Raw genomic sequence first — 20,103 nt, 5'->3', positions numbered from 1 at the left:
CGGCCGGGGTGTGCCGTGTTGACAGGCAGTTACCGCATCGCTGCCCGGTCGTTGAAACACCATTGCGCGCACCCCGGCACAGTCGATGCCTGCGCCGTCCGCGCTCAGCGGATCGGGTGACTCCGAGGAACGAACGTACCGAGATATTCGAATACAGGAGCGGAAACCCCCCTTTGGGGTGAACTCACGTCAGGTGTCTGACGGTTCACCCTCTGTGCGTAAAGCTTTCGGGGTCGAGGTCACCGGTGCCAGCGATGTCCCCCATTGGACGGCGCCGGTGGCTCCATGTCTCTTGTGGGGGTTCCACCATCTTGAACAGCAACACCTTCCGCCTGGCCGCCCTGGCGGTCGCCGCCGCTCCCGTCGCCCTGCTGGTCGCCGTCCCGGCGCACGCCACCACCACGACCACCACGACCACCGGCGACGGGAAGGCGAGCGCGGTCGTGCTCCGTACCGCACTCGATGTCTCGCTCCTGAACAAGACGATCGATGTGCCGCTCAAGGCCACGCTCAATGAAGTACAGGCACCCGCCAGTGCTGAGAAGACCGCGCTGAGTGTGCGGCTCGACGGGGTGGACGGCGGACGGCCGTTCAGCGTCCTGAGCGCCGATGTGGCCACCGCGAAGGCCACCGTCGGCAAGCACCGGGCCGAGGGCTACAGCAATGTGGCGAAGGCCCGGGTCCATGTGCCCGGACTGCCGCTGCTCTCGCTGATCGAGGTCGAGAAGGTCACCTCCAAGGCGGTCTGCGAGGTGGGCAAAAAGCCGGTCGCCGAGTCGAACGTGCTGGGACATGTGTCGGTCCTCGGCAAGCGGATCACCCTCACCGCGGGCGGTACAACGCAGCTGAAGGTGCCGGGCGTCGGCGAGGTGACCCTCGACCTGTCGAAGACGCACACCACCTCGCGCACCGCAGCGGCGGCCGCGCTTCAGCTGAAGGTCTCGGTCAACCCGCTCAAACTGAATGTCGCCGATGTGCAGGGTGAGGTCACGCTTGCCGAGGCGACCTGCGAGACCCCGAAGGGGACCGGACCGGGCGGCGGCGACAACGGCGGTACGAGCAACGGAGGTTCCAGCAACGGTGGTACGAGCAACGGAGGTTCCGGCAACGGCGGCGCGACCGGCGGGAGCACCTCCGGCAGTACGTCGGGCAGCACCTCCGGTGCCACCGGTGGCGGTGACGGCGGCAATGTGAAGCCTCAGACCGGCACCGGCCACGCCCCGGCCGTCGACTCCAACCTCGCGGAGACGGGCGGCAGTTCAGCCACTCCGTACATCGCGGGCGGCGCCGCCCTGCTGCTGGCGGCGGGCGCGGGGGCGATGGTCGTGGCCAGGCGCCGCGCCCAGGGCTGACCCCGCACGGCTCAAGGCCCGAGGGGGGCAGACGTAGCCAGGAGGGGAGCGGGGAGCGGCGTTCGTGTGACGGAGCGCCGCTCCCCGTGGGCCGACCGGTCAGCGTATGACCGCGGTCAGCGTCTGCAGCGCCTGGTCGAGTGCCTGAAGGAAGCGGTTCGTCGTCGCCCGGTCGCGTACCGCCAGCCGCAGCCACTGCGGGCCCAGCCCCGGAAACGTATCTCCACGCCGTGCCGCGAACCCCAGCGCCCGCAACCGCTCCCGTACCTCGGCGGCCCCCTCCAGTCGCACCAGGACGAACGGCCCCTCGGCCGGCTCCGTCACCCGCACCTCGGTGAACTCCCGCAGCCCCGCGACCAGATGGTTCCGGTCCACCGCGATCCGCTCCGCCGCGGCCGCCGCCTCGCCCAGGGCCCGCGGCTCCGTGCACGCCTCGGCCGCCGCCAGCGCCGGGGACGACACCGGCCACAGCGGCTGCGCCCTCTCCAGCGCGCGGATCGTCTCCGGGGCGGCCAGCACGTAGCCGATCCGCAGCCCCGCGAGCCCCCAGGTCTTGGTGAGGCTGCGCAGCACCACGAGCCCCGGGACGTCCGTACGCCCGCACAGCGCCTCGCGCTCGCCCGGCACCGCGTCCATGAACGCCTCGTCGACCACCAACGTCCGCCCGGGACGCGCCAGTTTCTCCAGCACGGCCGCCGGATGCAGGACCGACGTGGGGTTGGTCGGATTGCCGACCACCACCAGATCCGCGTCCTCGGGCACGGCCGCCGGGTCCAGCCGGAAACCGTCCTCGGCCCGCAGCAGCACCCGCCGCACCTCGTGCCCGGCCGCGCGCAGCGCCGCCTCCGGCTCGGTGAACTGCGGATGGACGACGACCGGACGGCAGGCCGGCAGCGCCCGTGCGATCAGTACGAACGCCTCCGCCGCACCCGCCGTCAGCAGCACCCGCTCCACCGGCAGCCCGTGCCGGACCGCGACCGCCGCCCGCGCCGGACGGCCGTCCGGATAGGCGGCGAGCGAGCCCAGCGACGCGGCGATCCGCGTCCGCAGCCAGGCCGGGGGCGTACCCGTCCGTACGTTGACGGCGAGATCGGTCAGATCCCGGCCCCGTCCCCGTACTTCCGCGTCACCGTGGTGCCGCAGATCGTGCGTGCCCGCGCCTGCCGCGTCGGGGCTTTCAATGGGAGTGTGCATGACCGCCATGAGGGTGGTGGTGATGGTGGCCGTCGTCGTCGGGGTGGAAGTGCGGCTGCTGCGGCAGCCCCACCTTGTCCTCGAAGCCCGGCAGCGCGATTCGGTACACGCATGAGTCGCAGTTCATCCGCAGATCGCCCTCGACGGCCTCCCGGTAGCGCTCCATGACCAGGTCGTACAGTTCCTCGGCACCACCGATGACCTCGGCCGGGCGGACATCGAGCTCCGGGTGGGCGGCGGCCCACTCCTCGGTCTGATGACGCACCCGGTCCGGCAGGATGCCGGTGAAGAGGAAGTACGGCAGAACGACTATGCGCCCGGCACCCAGCTTCACGCAACGGTCGAGACCGGACGGTACGTTCGGCGCCGCGAGCGACACGAACGCCGTCTCCACCCCCGCGTAACCCCGGCCCTCCCAGAACAGCCGCGCCGCCTTGTACACCTCGGCGTTGGCGTCCGGGTCGGTCGAACCCCGCCCCACCAGCAGCACCGTCACCTCGGACCGGTCGGTGTCGCCCAGCACCTCGTCGACCCGGCGCTCCAGCACGTTCAGCAGCGCCGGGTGCGGGCCGAGCGGACGGCCGTAGGTGTACGAGATGCCGGGGTGGCGCTCCTTCTCACGGGTCAGCGCCGCCGGAATGTCCCCCTTGGCGTGCCCGGCCGACACCAGCATCAGCGGCACGGCGGCGAAACGCCGGACACCGCGCTCCACGAGCTCGGTCACGGCGTCACCGAGGGGCGGCGGGGACAGCTCGATGAAGCCGCCCGCGACGGGCAGTTCGGGGTGGCGCTCGCCCAGTTCCGTCACGAAGTCACGGAACGCAGCGGCCCCGCCCTCGTCCCTGGTGCCGTGGCCGGCGATGAGCAGTGCGGGCTGGGTGGCCGGGGTGGTCACAGGTTCTCCTCGGTGGTCGTGGGGGGTACGGGGTGGTACAGCAGGGCGTTGAGGGCGGCGGCCGCGACGGCCGAGCCGCCCTTCTCGGACACATTGCTCACGGCGGGCAGACCGCTCTCGCGCAGCGCCGCCTTCGACTCGGTCGCGCCGACGAAACCGACCGGCAGCCCGATGACGAGCGCGGGCGCGGCATCGAGGACGAGCAACTCCTCCAGCGCGGTCGGCGCGTTGCCGATCACCCAGATCGCGCCGGACCCGACCTGCTCGTACGCGAGCCGGATCGCATGGGCCGAACGGGTCAGCCCGGGGCCCGACCGGGCCTCCTTCAGCCGGCACACGGTCTCGCGGCGGGTGATGCCCGCCGCGACCATCTCCACATCGGTGACGACCGGCGCACCGGCGTGCAGCGCCGCGTGCGCGACGACGAGCGACGCCTCGTCGCAGACCAGATCGGTCGCGTACGCCGGATCCGCCGCGGAGTGGACGACCCGCTCCACGACGGCCCGGGTCAGCGGTGCGAAGTGCGAGGTGTCCAGCCGGGCGCGCAGCCGCCGGTACGACTCCTGCTCGATGGGGTGGACGGTCCGCTCCCAGGGCCGGTTCACTTCGCTCCTTCCCGCGCCGTGGTGGCCGACTGCCAGCGGTAGCCGCGCGGTGTCACCATGCGGCCCGCGATCTCCCGGGTGGCCGTGTTGCCGACCGTCACGACCGTCATCATGTCCACCGCCGCCGGGTCCAGAGCGGCCAGCGAGGTCACCCGGCTGCTCTCGTCCGGGCGCGAGGCGTTGCGTACGACACCGACCGGAGTCGCCGGTTCCCGGTGCTCGGACAGGATCGACAGGGCCTTCGGGAGCTGCCAGTCGCGGCCCCGGCTGCGCGGGTTGTAGAACGTCACGACGAGGTCGGCCTCGGCCGCGGCCCGGACCCGGCGCTCGATGACCTCCCACGGCGTGTGCAGATCGGAGAGGCTGATCGACACGTGGTCGTGGCCCAGCGGGGCGCCCAGGAGCGAGGCAGCCGCCAGCGCGGCCGTCACACCCGGCACGCCCACCACGTCGATATCTGCGCCGGCCTCGGCGAGCGCGGGCGACGCCATCGCGTACACGCCCGCGTCACCGCTGCCGATCAGCGCCACCGCATGCCCCTTGCGCGCCTCCGCGACCGCGGTGCGGGCCCGCGCCTCCTCGGCGCCGAGCCCCGACTCCAGGACGGTGGTGCCGGGCCGCAGCAGGTCCCTGATCTGGTCCACGTACTGATCGAGCCCGACCAGCACCGAGGCCCGCCGCAGCTCCTCGCGGGCCCGCGGCGTCAGCAGATCACGCGCACCCGGCCCGAGACCGACGACGGCCAGCCGCCCGCGCGGCCTGCGGCGCACCACCGCGCACGTCGCCATCGCGGCCCGCCCTTCAGGCCCAGGGGGTGGCCAGCCGGACAGGCCGGGCTCGCGTGCCCCGGGGCGCGCATCTGCGGCGTTGTCGTCGGTCTTCCCCAAGGTCTCGGCTTCGCTCGACCAGGGAGAGGCCCCATCCGCTCCGCGTCGACTCCCTCCTCCGCCTTGCAGCTGCACACCCCGGACCCCGCTCCCTGGTCCGGCCTGCCCGGCCGGCCACCCCCTCGACTTCCGCTTCGGCACGAGGAGTTCGCCCCCGGCGGCGAGTGCGGCGGCCTCCGCCACGGACGGCGTGCCGACGGCGGCGAGCGGCGCGCCCGACGGGTTGGGCACCTCGATACGGGCCAGCTCCTCGGCGGCGTACGTCCGCAGCGGTACGCCGAACCGCGCGGCCGCCGCGACGATGCCCGGCTCGGCCGCCTTCGCGTCGACCGTCACCAGCTCCGCGATGCTCAGCGGCGAGAGCCCGGCCTCGTCCAGGGTGTCGCGGATCAGCCCGACGACCTCCTCGACCGGTGCGCCCTTGGACGCACCGATCCCGACGGCGAGCGACGCGGGCCGCAACACGGCGGCCAGGGAACCGGGTTCGACGATCCGGTCGGTGACATGCAGCACCGCCCGGCCCCCGGCACCGGGGGACACGTTCGGCGGCAGCGGCGGCAACGGCCGCACCGCGTCCGCGCGCAGCTCCACCGGAGCCCCGTCCAGCATCGCGCGCGACACGCCCGCCACGTCCCCCTCCACGGGCAGGCCCAGCATGTCCAGCCCCAACACCCCCGTCGCGTCCGTCGCCGTCGTCACGACCGGTGCCGCGCCCAGCACCTCACCGACCGCCTCCGCCAGCGCGTTCGCCCCGCCACCGTGCCCGCCGAGCAGTGCCACCGCATGGCGGCCCGCCTCGTCGACGCAGACGACACCCGGGTCCGAGGACTTGTCCGACAGCAGCGGCGCGAGCAGCCGCACCACGGCCCCCGTCGCCAGGAAACACACCAGCTGCTCGCACTCGGCGAACGCCCGCTGCACGGCCTCGCGCACCGGTCCCTCGTAGACCGCGGTGCGGCCGGGCCACGCCGCGGCCAGCCGGTCGCGGGCGACGGTGCCCGCCGCCGTGGCGGAGATCAGGCCGATCACTGGGTTGCTCCTTCACTTGCACGAACCGCGGGGCGGGTGCCCCACAGCAGAAAGACCGGGTTGGCCGCGGCGAGCCGCGTCACCTCGCCCGGCAGCGGCCGCAGCCGGGAGGACTGCAGCAGCACGCCGTCGGGCACGAGCCCGGCACCGGCCAGCGCCGCCCGCACCTGCGGCGCCCGGTCCAGCGCCGCCAGCGCCACCACCACCGAGCGCCGCGCACGCCGGGCGCACGCCGTCACGATGGCGGGCAGCTCACGTCCGCCGCCCCCGATGAATACCGCGTCCGGCTCGCCCAGACCGTCGAGCACGGCGGGCGCCGAGCCGTGCACCGCACGGACGTACACCCCGTGCGCCGCCGCGTTCGCCCTGATCCGCCCGACCCCGTCCGGGGTCTTCTCCACGGCGACGACCGCCGCGCCGAGCCGCGCGCACTCCACCGCCACCGAACCCGAACCCGCGCCGATGTCCCACACCAGGTCACCGGTGCGCGGCCCCAGCCGGGCCAGCGCCAGTGCCCGCACCTCGAACTTGGTGATCATCGAGTCGCGGTGCTCGAACTCCGCCTCGTCCAGGGCCCATTGCCCCGGCCCGGCGGACGCTCCCGCGACGGTCCGTACGGGGGAGAGCACCCGGGACTCGTCCAGGCACAGCACCACACTCACCGGATCCGGCCAGTCACGGGCCAGCGCCTCGGCGGGAGTCAGCCGCTCGACGCGCTCCCGCTCCGGATCGCCGAGCGCCGTCGCGACGACCAGGGTGCGTCCCCCGGCTCCGTGCACCAGACCGGCCGCCAGCTCCGCGGGCCCGGCGCCGGGCCCGGTCAGGACGGCCACCTTCGGATGCGCCAGACACACGTTCACGGCGGTCCTCGGCTCGCGGCCGTGCGCGCTGACCACGACCGCGTCGTCCCACGCCAGCCCGAGCCGGGCGAACGCGACCGCGACGGACGGCGCACCCGGCCGCACATCGAGCGCATCCGGCCCGAAACGCTCCGTCAGCGCCCGTACGATCCCGAAGAACCCGGGGTCGCCGGAGGCCAGCACGACCACCCGCTCACCGGCCTCGGGCGCGCGCTCCGCGATCCGGTCGAGCGCGGGCGCCAGCGGACCGAGCACGACGCGCCGCACCCGCTCCGGCAGCCCCGCGGCTTCCAGATGGCGCCGGGCGCCGACCACCAGCGTGGCCGCGGCCAGCGCCTCCCGGGCCTCGCGGCCGAGCGGCTCGCCCGTCCCCGTACCGAAGACCCGGATCCGCACGGCGGTACCCGTACCGAAGTCCCCGGTCACGAGCCGGACCGCTGGGCGCGCAGCTCGGCCCGCGCCGCCTTGTCGGCCTTGCGGAAGCCGTGGAAGTGCCCCGGGTGGTAGAGGTGCGAACGCGTTCCCGACGCCGACAGCGCCGGACCGACCAGGAAGAGGGTGTGCTTCCAGAGCTTGTGCTCCTTGACCGTCTCCTCCAGGGTCCCGATCGTGCAGTGCAGGATCAGCTCCTCCGGCCAGGTCGCCTGGTACGCGATCACGACCGGCGTCGACGTCGGATAGCCGCCCTCCAACAGTTCCTGGGTGAGCTGTCCGGACCGGGCCGCCGACAGGAACAGCGCCATCGTCGTGCCGTGACGCGCGAACTCCCGTACCTCCTCGCCCGGCGGCATCGGCGTCTTGCCGCCACCGAGACGCGTCAGGATCACGGACTGCGCGACCTCCGGAATCGTCAGCTCCCGCTGAGCGATCGCCGCGACCGCCGAGAAGGACGACACCCCCGGCACGATCTCGACCGCCACCCCCAGCCCGGCACACCGGTCGACCTGCTCCTGCGTGCCGCCCCACAGCGCCGGGTCGCCGGAGTGGATACGCGCCACCTTCAGCCCCTCGGCCGCCGCACGTTCGTACACGGCGACGACCTGCTCCAGCGACATCTGCGCCGAGTCGAGGATCTCCGCGCCCTCCCGGGCGTGCTCCAGGACCTCCGCCTGCACCAGGCTCGCCGCCCAGATGACGATGTCGGCATCCGCGATGGCCCGCGCCGCCCGGAAGGTCAGCAGATCGGCGGCGCCGGGGCCGGCACCGACGAACGTCACTCTGCCGTGGGTGGGCGCGGCGACCGGGCCGGCTGCGTCGACTGCTTCGGACATGGGACGGGGTCCTTTCGGGAAAACGGGAAAACTGGACAGAAGGGTGGGACGGACGGCAGGGCGCGGTGAGATGCGCGCACCGGGGTCAATCGGCTAGCAAGAGCGCATGGCGGTGTTCGTGGCGCTCGGCGCGTTCCTGATGACCCTGGCCGGCGGCTGGGTCGCCCAACGCGTCACCGACCGCCGCCACCTGGTGCTCGGCTTCGCCGGCGGACTGATGCTCGGCGTGGTCGGACTGGACCTGCTGCCGGAAGCGGTCGACGCCGCGGGCGACCCCGTCTTCGGCGTCCCCGCCGCCCTGCTGCTCTTCGTGGGCGGCTTCCTCGTCGCGCACCTGGTGGAGCGTCTGCTCGCCGTACGCCAAGCGGCACACGGCGCGGGCGAGGAGCGGGTGCCGCAGGTCGGACTCACGGCAGCGGCCGCGATGGTCGGCCACAGCCTGATGGACGGCGTCGCGCTCGGCGCGGCCTTCCAGGTGGGCGCCGGCATGGGAGCCGCCGTCGCCCTCGCCGTCATCACGCACGACTTCGCCGACGGCTTCAACACCTACACGATCACCAGCCTCTACGGGAACGCCCGCCGCAAGGCCCTGCTCATGCTGTTCGCGGACGCCCTGGCACCGCTCGTGGGCGCGGCGACGACGCTGCTGTTCACCCTTCCGGAGGAACCGCTCGGCTGCTATCTCGGCTTCTTCGGCGGCGCACTGCTCTACCTCGCCGCCGCCGAGATCCTGCCCGAGGCACACCACGAACACCCGGCCCGCTCCACGCTGCTGTGCACGGTGGCCGGGGTGGGCTTCATCTGGCTGGTGGTGGGCATCGCGGACTGACCACCGGGCCGCACCCGGGCGCCTCACAATTTCCCGCCCCGCCCGCCGTCGCGCGGAGCGGGCGCGATCAGCGTCGACAGATACGGCAACGGCCCCTCGGCCAGCTCCGCCGCCGGCCGGATCGACTCCTCGGGCAGCCCGAGCGCCGAACCCCACACCGCGTCCTCGGTACGCCCCGTCTCCCGCAGCGCCGTGGCCACCTCCGCGGCCAGCCGCCCGAACTTGTACGCGACGACCGTCCCGGGACCTTCCAGAGCCTCCTTCAGCACCGCGGCCCCGGCGGTCACCGGCACCAGTGTCAAGGGCTCCGTGCCCTCCGTCAGCACCGCACCGCTGCGGGCGGCCAGATCCTGCATGGCCGTGATCCCCGGCACGGTCTCCACGGCCGTACCCGGCAGCAGCTCACCTATCGTGTGCGCGAGATACGTGAACGTCGAGTACACATTGGGGTCGCCGATCGTCGCGAACGCCACCGAACCATGCGTACGCAGCAGCTCCGCGACCCGCTCACCCGCCGCGTCCCACGCCGCCTCCCGGCGCGCCCGGTCGGTCCGCTCATTGAGCGCGAACACCACCCGTACGACCTTGTCGGCCGCCACGTAATGCAGCACGGTCGCCTCGGCCCGCCCCCGCTCACCGGTGTCCATCACCGGTACGACGACGACCGCGGCACCACGCAGCGCGTTCACACCCTTGACGGTCACCAGCTCCGGGTCACCGGGCCCGACACCGACGCCGACCAGCCTGCTCGTACCGTGATCGTGGTTCATCCCTTGCACCTCTCAACGAATCGGCGGGCCATACCGGGTGCCGAAGCCCCATGCGTATGCAGATAACTCGCGTGCACGCCCTGCTGTACGAACCCCTCCACGCGACGCTCCGGCTGATGCAGACCCCACGCCGGTTCGGCCCCGGCGCCCGGCTCCAGCACGGTCCGGTGGAACTCGTGCCCGCGCACCCGCGTCCCGGGCGCAGCCAGCACACTGTCGGAGACCGCCACGGCCTCCCGGTAGCCGAGCGTCAGCCGCTCGGACATCAGCCCCTCGGCATCGAGGACCCCGCACATCGGCAGCCCGTCGAGCGAACGCGCCAGATAGAGCAGCCCCGCACACTCGGCGGCCACCGGAGCCCCGGAGGCCGCCAGCTCCGCGACCGCCTTGCGCAACGGCTCGTTGGCCGACAACTCGGGGGCGTACACCTCCGGGAACCCGCCCCCGATGACGAGCCCCCGAGTCCCTTCGGGCAGCACCTCGTCCCGCAACGGATCGAACGGCACGACCTCGGCCCCGGCGGCGGCGAGCAACTCGGTCTGCTCGGCGTAGGAGAACGTGAACGCGGCCCCGGACGCGACGGCGACCACCCCGGAGCCCAGGTCCGGCTTCCCCGCCCCGCCTGCGCCCACCGCCTCCACCGCATCCCACGCCTCACCCGGCACCGCGGGCGCAGACCGCGCCAGCGCCATGACCGCATCCAGGTCACACCCCGCCCGCACCCGATCAGCCATCGCCGCGACAGCGCCCACCGCATCGCCCCGCCGCTCGGCCACCGGCACCAACCCCAGATGCCGCGCCGGCACAGCCACCTGTTCGGCCCGCCGCAACACCCCCAGCACCGGCACACCCGACTCGTCCAACGCCTCGCGCAACAGCACCTCGTGCCGCTGGGAGCCGACCTTGTTCAGAATCACGCCACCGATCCGCACCTGCGGATCCCACGAGGCGAAGCCGTGCACCAGCGCGGCCACGGACCGCGACTGCGACGACGCGTCGACCACCAGCACCACAGGCGCCCGCAGCAGCTTCGCGACCTGAGCGGTCGACGCCAGCTCGCCCTGCCCCGACGCCCCGTCGTACAGCCCCATCACGCCCTCGACGACCGCCAGATCGCAGTCGCGCGCCCCATGCGCGAACAGCGGAGCGACCAGCTCAGGACCGCACATGTACGCGTCGAGATTGCGCCCCGGCCGCCCCGTGGCCAGTGTGTGATAGCCGGGGTCGATGTAGTCGGGCCCGACCTTGTGCGCGGACACGGCAAGTCCCCGGCCCGCGAAGGCCGCCATCAGCCCCGTGGCCACGGTCGTCTTGCCGCTCCCCGACGAGGGCGCGGCGATCACCAGACGCGGAACGTTCACCGCGGACCCCTCACCATTCGATGCCCCGCTGACCCTTCTGACCGGCGTCCATCGGGTGCTTGACCTTCGACATGTCGGTCACCAGGTCGGCGGCCTCCACCAGTTCCTGAGGCGCGTTGCGCCCGGTGATGACCACATGCTGCGTACCGGGACGGCTCCGCAGCACCTCGATCACCTCGTCGGTGTCGACCCAGCCCCAGTGCATCGGGTACGCGAACTCGTCGAGGACGTACAGCCGGTACGTCTCGGCGGCCAGGTCGCGCTTGACCTGCTCCCAGCCCTCGCGCGCCGCCTCCTCGTTGTTCAGCTGCTTGTCGCGCTGCACCCACGACCAGCCCTCGCCCATCTTGTGCCAGGCGACGGACCCGCCCTCGCCACTGGCTCCGAGGACCTTCAGGGCGTTCTCCTCGCCGACCTTCCACTTCGCCGACTTGACGAACTGGAAGACCCCGATCGGCCACCCCTGATTCCAGGCGCGCAGCGCGAGCCCGAAGGCCGCCGTCGACTTCCCCTTCCCGATGCCGGTGTGCACCACCAGCAGCGGGCGGTTGCGGCGCTGACGGGTGGTGAGCCCGTCGTCCGGCACGGTGGTCGGCTGTCCCTGCGGCATTACGCGGCCCTCCTGCTGGTTCCCTGAACGTCCTTGACGAGCCCGGCGATCGACTCGGCCCGCAGCTCGTCGAGCGTGACGGCGGTGCCGCCCAGATCGCGCGCGAGGCTTCCCGCGAGACCGAGCCGTACGGGCCCCGACTCGCAGTCCACGACGACGGACGCGGTGCCCTCGACCTCGTGCAGCCGCGCCGCCCGCGCCGCCAGCGCCACCGGCTCGGGCCCCCCGGTCGCCCGCCCGTCGGTCACCACGACCAGCAACGGCCGCCGCGACGGATCACGCAGCCGCTCCACCCGCAGCACGTCATGGGCCTTCAACAGCCCCGCCGCGACGGGGGTACGCCCACCGGTCGGCAGCATCTCCAGCCGTGCCGCCGCGGCGTCCACCGACGAGGTCGGCGGCAGCACCACCTCGGCGTCCTTGCCCCGGAAGGTGATCAGCCCGACCTTGTCCCGCCGCTGATACGCATCCAGCAGCAGCGAAAGGACCGCACCCTTCACGGCACTCATACGCTGCCGGGCAGCCATCGATCCGGACGCATCCACCACGAAGAGAACGAGGTTTCCCTCCCGTCCCTCCCGGGTCGCCTGCCGCAGATCGTCCCGCCGGACCACCAGTCCCCGCCCCGTCCGCCCCCGCGCCCGCTGATGCGGGGCAGCGGCCTGCACGGTCGCGGCCAGATGCAGTTTGGTCAGGGCGCCCTGCGGGCGCCGCGCACCGGTCGTACGCCCGTGCTCGGTACGCGCCCGGGACCGCCGCCCCGCCGCGCCCTCGCCCAGACCCGGCACGCTCAGCATCTTCGTACGGAACGGCTCGGCGGCGCGTACGGGCTGTTGCTCGCCGCCCCCGGATGACTGCCCCTGTCCCTGCTCCTTGCCCTGCTCGGGCACGGACTGCGCGGGCGTGTCGTCGGCTCCGCCCTCGGGCTGCGGCGGTGTGTCGGGCCCGTCGCCCTGCGGGGGCCGGCCGCCGCCACCGGGGCCGTCCGGGTCCGGATCGTCGTCCTCGCCGCTGTTCTGCTCCAGCGTGTCGTCGAGCTTGTTCTCGTCCAGGCCCGGCGCGTCGAAGGGATTGCGCCGACGCCGGTGGGGGAGCGCGAGCAGGGCGGCCTGCCGCACATCCTCGGCGAGCACGTCGGTCCGCCCGGCCCACGCGGCGAGTGTGGTCGCTGTACGCGCCATCACGATGTCGGCCCGCATCCCGTCGACCTCGAAAGCCGCACAGGTGGCCGCGATCTGCCGCAACGCCCCATCCCCGAGCCGCACCGACGGCAGCAACGCCCGTGCCGCCATGATCCGTTGGCGTACGGCGTCCTCCTCGTCCGCCCACCGCGTGGCGAAACCGTCGGGATCGTCGTCGTACCCGAGCCGTCGTCGTACGACCTCCACTCGCTGTTCCGGTTGCCGTGAGGCCGCGACCTCCACGGTCAGCCCGAAACGATCGAGGAGCTGAGGCCTGAGCTCCCCCTCCTCTGGGTTCATGGTCCCGACCAGGAGGAATCGAGCCGCGTGCCGTACGGAGACCCCTTCGCGCTCGACATACGAGGCACCCATCGCGGCGGCGTCCAACAGGAGGTCGACCAAATGGTCGTGCAGCAGATTGACTTCGTCGACGTAGAGGATTCCGCGGTGCGAATCGGCGAGGAGGCCCGGTTCGAAGGACTTCACCCCTTCGGCGAGTGCTCGCTCGATGTCGAGCGCGCCGACGAGCCGGTCCTCCGAGGCACCCACGGGCAACTCGACCATACGGGCGCGGCGCAGCGTGCCCGGCCCCGGCTCGTGCGGCCCGTCCGGGCACGCCGGGTCGGGTCCGGCCGGGTCGCACGAGAAGCGGCACCCGGGGACGACGTCCACCTCTGGCATGAGCGCCGAAAGGGCGCGTACGGCGGTGCTCTTGGCGGTCCCTTTCTCACCCCGCACAAGAACGCCGCCCACCTGCGGTGACACTGCGTTGAGCAGCAGTGCCAACCGCAGATCGTCCTGTCCGACGATGGCAGTGAAGGGATAGGGCGTGCTCATGCGGTGATCACTCCTTCGGCTGATTCATGGCAGCGCGTTGCGGGCATAGGCTGTGAGTTCGCCATGGTGGAAGCCTGGTCCCCGCCCCAGTGGGGATGGTCCGCGGTCCAGCAATTGCGGACGCAGTTCGCCGTCGTGCTCCCCGCCGCCGCGGGGATTTCATGGGAGATCACTCCTCTCCCTCCAGATCACCCTCGAGCTCGAGGTAGGTCTGCCGGAGCCGGTCCAGGGTCTCCTGGTCCGGCTCCGCCCACAGCCCCCGCTCCGCCGCCTCCAGCAACCGCTCCGAAATCCCGCGCAGCGCCCAGGGGTTGGACTTCTGCATGAACTCCCGGTTCTCCGGGTCGAACACGTACTCCGCCGACAACTTCTCGTACATCCAGTCGTCCACGACCCCCGCCGTCGCGTCGTACCCGAAGAGGTAGTCCACGGTCGCGGCCATCTCGAAGGCGCCCTTGTAGCCATGCCGTCGCATCGCCGCCATCCACCGCGGGTTCACCACGCGCGCCCGGAACACCCGGTGCGTCTCCTCGCCCAGCGTCCGCGTCTTCACCTGGTCCGGCGTGGCGCTGTCGCCGACGTACGCCTCGGGCGATTCGCCGGTCAGATGCCGCACCATGGCGACCATCCCGCCGTGGTACTGGAAATAGTCGTCGGCATCGTGGATGTCGTGCTCTCTCGTATCCACGTTCTTCGCCGCCACCGCGATCCGCCGGAACGCCGTCTCCATGTCCCCGCGCGCCGCCCGCCCGTCGAGCCCGCGCCCGTACGCGTAACCGCCCCACACCGCGTACACCTCGGCCAGGTCCGCGTCCGACCGCCAGTTCCGCGCGTCGATCAGCGGCAGCAGCCCCGCACCGTACGCCCCCGGCTTCGAGCCGAAGACGCGTGCCGTGGCCCGACGCCGGTCGCCGTGGACCGCCGTGTCCTCGTCGGCGTGCGCCCGTACGTAGTTGGCCTCGGCCGGCTCGTCCAGCTCCGCCACCGCCCGTACCGCGTCGTCGATCAGCCCCACCACATGCGGGAACGCGTCCCGGAAGAACCCGGAGATCCGCACCGTCACATCGATGCGCGGCCGGCCCAGCTCGCTCACCGGCACGACCTCGAACCCGGTCACCCGCCGCGACGCGTCGTCCCACACAGGACGGCAGCCGAGCAGCGCCAGGATCTCCGCGATGTCGTCGCCCTGCGTGCGCATGGCCGAGGTGCCCCACACGGTCAGGCCGACCGACTTCGGGTAGTCGCCCGTGTCGGCGAGGTACCGGGCGATCAGCGAGTCCGCGAGGGACTGGCCGACCTCCCACGACAGCCGGGACGGAATCGCCTTCGGGTCCACCGAGTAGAAGTTGCGCCCGGTCGGCAGCACATTGACCAGACCGCGGGTGGGCGAACCCGACGGGCCGGCCGGTACGAAGCCGCCGTCCAGCGCCCGCAGAATGTGGTCGATCTCGTCCGTCGTCCGGGCCAGCCGCGGCACGACCTCCTCGCACGCGAAGCCCAGCACGGCCACGGCGTCCGGGAGTTCGAAGCCGAGAACGTCCCGTACCAGCCCCGCCACGGTCGCGAGGTCCCAGCCGCGCTCCTCCATGCCCTCCGCGAGCCGGCGGCACAGCTGCTCCAGCAGATCGATCGCGTCCGCACCGGTGCGCGCCGGTCCGTCGACCAGTTCGGTCAGCTCGGCCGGCACCTTCACCGCGGCGCCCGGCTCGGCCAGCAACTCCTTCTCGCTGAGCCCGAAGTGCTCGGCGATCGAGGCCCGCAGCCCCGGCAGCGCGTTCGCCGTGCCGCCCCACACCTGGGAGGCGCGCAGCACGGCCAGCACCAGGTTGACCCGCGCCTCGTCGACGGGACCGCCGCCCAGGATGTGCAGGCCGTCGCGGATCTGGACGTCCTTGATCTCGCAGAGGTAGCCGTCGATGTGCATGACGAACGAGTCGAAGTCGTCGTCGCCGGGCTGCTCGTCGACATGGAGGTCGTGGTGCAGCTCGGCGGCCTTCACCAGCGTCCAGATCTGCGCCCGCACCGACGGCGCCTTCGTCGGGTCGAGATCGCTGACCAGCGCGTACTCGTCGAGCAGCTGCTCCAGCTTGGCCAGGTCGCCATAGGTGTCGGCACGCGCCATCGGCGGCACCAGATGGTCCACCACGGTGGCGTGCCCACGCCGCTTGGCCTGGGTGCCCTCGCCCGGGTCGTTGACGATGAACGGGTAGATCAGCGGCAGTTCGCCGAGCACGGCATCGGGGCCGCACCCGGCGGACAGGCCGAGGCCCTTGCCCGGCAGCCACTCCATCGTGCCGTGCTTGCCCATGTGGACGACGGCATCCGCACCGAAGGAGTTCTCCAGCCAGCGGTACGTCGCCATGTAGTGATGCGACGGCGGCATGTCCGGGTCGTGGTAGATCGCGATCGGGTTCTCGCCGAAGCCGCGCGGCGGCTGGATCAGCACCACCACATTCCCGAACTGCAGCGAGGCGAGGACGATGTCGTCCCCGTCCACGTACAGCGAGCCCGGCGGCTCGCCCCAGTGCTCCAGCATCGAGTCGTGCAGCTCCGGTTCCAGCTTGTCGAACCAGGCCCGGTAGTCGGCGAGCGGGACGCGTGCGGGGGCAGCCGCGAGCTGCTCCTCGGTCAGCCACTCGACGTCGTGGCCACCGGCGTTGATGAGGCGGTGGATCAGCTCGTCGCCGTTGTCGGGGTGCCCGTCGACCCTGTAACCGGCGTCGCGCAGGGCGTCCAGGACCCGCACCGCCGACGCGGGCGTGTCCAGGCCGACGGCGTTGCCGACGCGGGAGTGCTTGGTCGGGTAGGCGGTGAAGACGAGGGCGAGCTTCTTCTCGGCGTTCGACTTGTGCTTGAGGACGGCGTGGCGCACCGCGATTCCGGCGACGCGCGCGGCGCGTTCGGGGTCGGCGCGGTAGACGGGCACGTCGTCCGGGCCCTGCTCCTTGAAGGAGAACGGGACGGTGATCAGACGGCCGTCGAATTCGGGGATCGCGACCTGCATCGCGGCATCCATGGGGGAGAGCGCGGCGTCGGAGGCGTCCCACGCGGCGCGCGAGGAGGTCAGGCACAGGCCCTGCAGCACGGGGACGTTGAGATCGGCGAGCGCGCCGATGTCCCAGGCCTCGTCGTCGCCCCCGGCGGAGGCGTCCGACGCGCGGGTGCCGCCCGCCGCGAGGACCGTGGCGACCAGGGCGTCCGCCCTGCCGAGCAGCTCGTAGAGACCGGCGTCCGCGCCGCGCAGCGAACCGCAGTACACGGGCAGGGCGTTGGCGCCGCGCGCCTCGACCGCGTCGCACAGGACGTCCACGAACGAGGTGTTCCCGGACAGCTGGTGCGCCCGGTAGAAGAGCACCCCGACGGTCGGGCGGCCCTCGACGAACGCGCGTCCGCCGTGCAGGCCCCACTCGGGCATCTGCTGCGGCTCGGCGAAGCCGTGACCGGTCAGCAGAACGGTGTCGGACAGGAAGCGGGCCAGCTCCACGAGGTTTCCGGGGCCGCCCTCCACGAGGTAGCGCAGCGCCTCCGCGACCACACCGGCCGGTACGGACGACTCGGCCATCAGCTCCGCGTCCGGCACGGCCTCGCCGCCCAGCAGCACGGTCGGGATGCCGGACGCCTTGAGGACGGCCAGCCCGTCCTCCCAGGCGCGCTTGCCGCCGAGGAGACGGACGACGGCGACGGAGGAGCCCTCGATCAGTGCGGGAAGTTCCTCGCGGGCGTCGATGCGGGTGGGGTTGCCGATCCGGTACGGCGCGCCGGAGCCGCGGGCGGCGAGGAGGTCCGTGTCGGCGGTCGACAACAACAGCACGGTGCTCGTAGAGGCGTTCATGCGCGTGCTCCAGGTGCTCCGGGGGCGATGAAGGGAAGTCCGGACGGTGCGCCCGACTCGATGAGCCGCAGCAGCGCGTCGGTGTCCGCGTGTTCTTCGATGAGGTCGCCGAGGCGGTCGAGTTGTTCCTCGCGCAGTTCGGCGAAGCAGGTGTCGGGGGCGGGGACGAAGCGCCGGCCGGCGGCCCGCGCGACCTCGGCCAGGTAGCGGCGGCGGAATTCGTCGCTCTCCAGCGAGCCGTGCCAGTGGGTGCCCCACACGGCGCCGACCCGGCAGCCGTCCAGGAACGGTTCGCCGCCGCGTACATCGGCGACGCCGTGGTGGATCTCGTACCCCTCGACAGATGCGCCGAGCGCCTCGCCGACGGGGCGGGCGAGGGTCTTCTCGCGGTTGAAGCGGATGCGTACGGGCAGCAGGCCGAGGCCGTCGATGTGCCCGGCCCTCGACTCGACGTCGTCCTCGATGTGTTCACCGAGGATCTGGAAGCCGCCGCAGATGCCGAGGACCGGCCGGTCCTCGGCGGCACGCCGCACCAGGGCGTCGGCGAGGCCGCGCTCGCGCAGCCAGGCCAGCGCGTTCACGGTGCCGCGGGTGCCCGGCACGATGACGAGGTCGGCGTCGGCCAGCTCCTCGGCGCGGTCCACGAACCGGACGACGACGCCCGGTTCGGCGGCCAGTGCGTCCACATCGGTGAAGTTCGACATCAGGGGTACGGCGCACACTGCGACGCGCAGCACGTCGTCGCCGAGCGGCGGCGCGACGACCGATTCGCGTACGGCTCCGCGCAGCGAGACCCTCAGACCGTCCTCTTCGTCGATGCCCAGGCCGTGGGTGAAGGGCAGCACCCCGTACGTCTGCCGCCCGGTGATGTCGCGCAGCATCTCCAGGCCGGGCTCCAGCAGCGAGACGTCGCCGCGGAACTTGTTGACGAGGTAGCCGGCGATCAGCGACTGGTCCTCGGCGTCGAGCAGCGCCGTCGTACCGAAGAACGAGGCGAAGACGCCGCCGCGGTCGATGTCACCGACGACCACCACCGGGAAGCGCGCCGCCCGTGCGATGCCCATGTTCACGATGTCCGTGCGCCGTAGATTGATCTCGGCCGGACTGCCCGCCCCCTCGCAGATCACTGCGTCATACGTGCCCCGAAGCTGCTCCAGACAGTCCACGACCGTGGAGAGAAGCGCTTCCTGCCGGCCCCCGTGGTAGCCGCGCGCGCTCATCTCGCCCACCGGTCTGCCCATCAGGACGACCTGGCTGGAGCGGTCGCCGCCGGGCTTGAGCAGGACCGGGTTCATCAGCGCGGTCGGCTCGACCCGGGCGGCCTGGGCCTGCATGGCCTGGGCGCGGCCGATCTCGGCACCCTCGCGGGTGACGAACGAGTTCAGCGACATGTTCTGCGCCTTGAAGGGCGCCACCTTCACGCCTCGGCGTACGAGCCAGCGGCAGATGCCCGCGGTGACGACGCTCTTGCCCGCGTCCGAGGTGGTTCCGGCGACCAGCAGTCCGCCGCTCATGTCCGTCTCCGTCCTGCGATCGAACGTCCTGCCATCGAATGTCCTGCGATCGAACGTCCTGCCTTCGGGCGTTCCGCGATCCGCCGGGCGGCGAGGGCCACGCCCAGCCGGCCCGCCACGCACACGCCGAGGGCCAGCGCGCTCACCCGGCGCGACAGCCGTACCGCGCGTTCGATGTCCTGGGTCTCCACCGCCCGGCCCGTCTCCCCGTTGAGGACGGGACGGTGCTCGACGCGGCCGCCGTACGCGAGCGTCCCGCCGAGCCGTACGCCGAGCGCACCCGCGAACGAGGCTTCCACCGGGCCCGCGTTGGGGCTCGGGTGCTTGGCCGCGTCGGCCCGCCACGCCCGTACCGCTCCACGTGGCCGCCCCCCGGAGGCCACGGCGAGCAGGGCGGTGAGCCGGGCACCGGGCCAGCCCGCGAGGTCGTCGAGGCGGGCCGAGGCCCAGCCGTAGCGCCGGTGGCGGGGCGACTTGTGGCCGACCATGGCGTCGAGCGTGTTCGCGGCCCGGAAGCCGACGAGCCCGGGGACACCGGCCAGCGCACCCCACACCAGGGCGCCGACCACGGCGTCCGAGGTGTTCTCGGCCACGGACTCCACCACGGCGCGGGCGATCTGCGGCCCGTCGAGGGAGTGCGGATCGCGCCCGCACAGATGCGGCAGCCGCTCGCGGGCGCGGTCGATGTCACCGGCGGCCAGGGCGTCGCCGATGGTCCGGGCCTCACGCCCCAGGGAGGTACCGCCGACGACGGACCAGGTGGCGGCCGCGGTCAACGCGACGGAGACGGCGGGGTGGCCACGTACGGCACGGGTGATCAGCGCGGCACCACCCGCGGCGCCTCCGGCGCAGACAAGGGTGTGCAGCGCGCCCCACCCGCGGTGGTCGCGCCACAGCCGGCGCTCGACGCCCGCCGCGGCCCGCCCGAAGGCGGCGACCGGATGCCCCCTGCGGGGGTCACCGAGCAGCAGATCGCCGATCAGACCGGCTGTGGCGCCGTACGCGAAGATGCGGTCGGCACGCACGGCTCAACCGGCCGTCACGCCTCGAAGGAGGTTCGTACAGGCGGCTCTCGA

General features: G+C 72.7%; 14 protein-coding genes and 1 pseudogene. 2 read left to right on the top strand and 13 right to left on the bottom strand.

Features of this window, described 5'->3' with window-relative positions; all coding sequences use genetic code 11:
- Positions 1 to 311: 311 nt before the first annotated feature.
- Positions 312 to 1,352 (top strand): SCO1860 family LAETG-anchored protein, encoded by a 1,041-nt coding sequence (locus tag ACFVV1_RS16955; RefSeq protein ID WP_389989983.1) that lies wholly within the window; start codon positions 312 to 314, stop codon positions 1,350 to 1,352.
- Between the two features lie 99 nt (positions 1,353 to 1,451).
- Here the strand turns inward: ACFVV1_RS16955 and cobC are convergent.
- The 6 genes and pseudogenes from cobC to cobM all read right to left on the bottom strand — a co-directional run.
- A pseudogene (gene cobC / locus ACFVV1_RS16950) lies at positions 1,452 to 2,600 on the bottom strand (Rv2231c family pyridoxal phosphate-dependent protein CobC); the annotation flags it as partial.
- Positions 2,530 to 3,441, bottom strand: coding sequence for a sirohydrochlorin chelatase (locus ACFVV1_RS16945; RefSeq protein ID WP_389989982.1), 912 nt, complete (start codon positions 3,439 to 3,441; stop codon positions 2,530 to 2,532). The gene ACFVV1_RS16945 and the pseudogene cobC, both read right to left, overlap by 71 nt.
- Positions 3,438 to 4,046: a precorrin-8X methylmutase gene (locus tag ACFVV1_RS16940; protein ID WP_389989981.1), complete on the bottom strand. Its 609-nt coding sequence runs from the start codon at positions 4,044 to 4,046 to the stop codon at positions 3,438 to 3,440. The genes ACFVV1_RS16945 and ACFVV1_RS16940 overlap by 4 nt, the downstream gene beginning before the upstream one ends.
- Positions 4,043 to 5,962 carry a precorrin-3B C(17)-methyltransferase gene (gene cobJ / locus ACFVV1_RS16935; RefSeq protein ID WP_389989980.1) on the bottom strand — a complete coding sequence of 640 codons (1,920 nt, stop codon included), beginning with the start codon at positions 5,960 to 5,962 and terminating at the stop codon, positions 4,043 to 4,045. The genes ACFVV1_RS16940 and cobJ overlap by 4 nt, the downstream gene beginning before the upstream one ends.
- On the bottom strand, positions 5,959 to 7,248 hold the full coding sequence (gene cbiE / locus ACFVV1_RS16930; protein WP_389989979.1) for a precorrin-6y C5,15-methyltransferase (decarboxylating) subunit CbiE: 1,290 nt from the start codon (positions 7,246 to 7,248) through the stop codon (positions 5,959 to 5,961). The genes cobJ and cbiE overlap by 4 nt, the downstream gene beginning before the upstream one ends.
- Positions 7,245 to 8,093: a precorrin-4 C(11)-methyltransferase gene (gene cobM, locus ACFVV1_RS16925; protein WP_389989978.1), complete on the bottom strand. Its 849-nt coding sequence runs from the start codon at positions 8,091 to 8,093 to the stop codon at positions 7,245 to 7,247. Before cobM ends, cbiE begins: the two co-directional genes overlap by 4 nt.
- A gap of 106 nt (positions 8,094 to 8,199) precedes the next feature.
- Here cobM and ACFVV1_RS16920 point away from each other — a divergent pair, with 106 nt between their 5' ends.
- Positions 8,200 to 8,922, top strand: a complete 723-nt coding sequence (locus tag ACFVV1_RS16920; RefSeq protein WP_389989977.1) for a ZIP family metal transporter — start codon at positions 8,200 to 8,202, stop codon at positions 8,920 to 8,922.
- A gap of 23 nt (positions 8,923 to 8,945) precedes the next feature.
- On the opposite strand, the gene cobI is transcribed toward ACFVV1_RS16920, so the two are convergent.
- From cobI to ACFVV1_RS16885, 7 genes are all read right to left on the bottom strand, one after another.
- Positions 8,946 to 9,692 (bottom strand): precorrin-2 C(20)-methyltransferase, encoded by a 747-nt coding sequence (gene cobI / locus ACFVV1_RS16915; RefSeq protein WP_383067861.1) that lies wholly within the window; start codon positions 9,690 to 9,692, stop codon positions 8,946 to 8,948.
- A complete protein-coding gene (locus ACFVV1_RS16910; RefSeq protein ID WP_389989976.1) occupies positions 9,689 to 11,053 on the bottom strand; it encodes a cobyrinate a,c-diamide synthase in 1,365 nt (454 codons plus the stop codon). The genes cobI and ACFVV1_RS16910 overlap by 4 nt, the downstream gene beginning before the upstream one ends.
- A 10-nt stretch (positions 11,054 to 11,063) precedes the next feature.
- Positions 11,064 to 11,663: a cob(I)yrinic acid a,c-diamide adenosyltransferase gene (gene cobO / locus ACFVV1_RS16905; protein ID WP_389989975.1), complete on the bottom strand. Its 600-nt coding sequence runs from the start codon at positions 11,661 to 11,663 to the stop codon at positions 11,064 to 11,066.
- Positions 11,663 to 13,681 carry a putative cobaltochelatase gene (locus ACFVV1_RS16900; RefSeq protein ID WP_389989974.1) on the bottom strand — a complete coding sequence of 673 codons (2,019 nt, stop codon included), beginning with the start codon at positions 13,679 to 13,681 and terminating at the stop codon, positions 11,663 to 11,665. The genes cobO and ACFVV1_RS16900 overlap by 1 nt, the downstream gene beginning before the upstream one ends.
- 169 nt (positions 13,682 to 13,850) lie before the next feature.
- On the bottom strand, positions 13,851 to 17,513 hold the full coding sequence (gene cobN / locus ACFVV1_RS16895) for a cobaltochelatase subunit CobN (RefSeq protein ID WP_389989973.1): 3,663 nt from the start codon (positions 17,511 to 17,513) through the stop codon (positions 13,851 to 13,853).
- Positions 17,510 to 19,027, bottom strand: coding sequence for a cobyric acid synthase (locus ACFVV1_RS16890; protein ID WP_389989972.1), 1,518 nt, complete (start codon positions 19,025 to 19,027; stop codon positions 17,510 to 17,512). Before ACFVV1_RS16890 ends, cobN begins: the two co-directional genes overlap by 4 nt.
- Positions 19,024 to 20,052 carry a cobalamin biosynthesis protein gene (locus ACFVV1_RS16885; protein WP_389989971.1) on the bottom strand — a complete coding sequence of 343 codons (1,029 nt, stop codon included), beginning with the start codon at positions 20,050 to 20,052 and terminating at the stop codon, positions 19,024 to 19,026. The genes ACFVV1_RS16890 and ACFVV1_RS16885 overlap by 4 nt, the downstream gene beginning before the upstream one ends.
- Positions 20,053 to 20,103: the final 51 nt, after the last annotated feature.

It is taken from the genome of Streptomyces sp. NPDC058092 (assembly GCF_042884935.1).
Lineage (GTDB): Bacteria > Actinomycetota > Actinomycetes > Streptomycetales > Streptomycetaceae > Streptomyces.
This window is presented reverse-complemented; position numbering and strand designations above follow the sequence as displayed.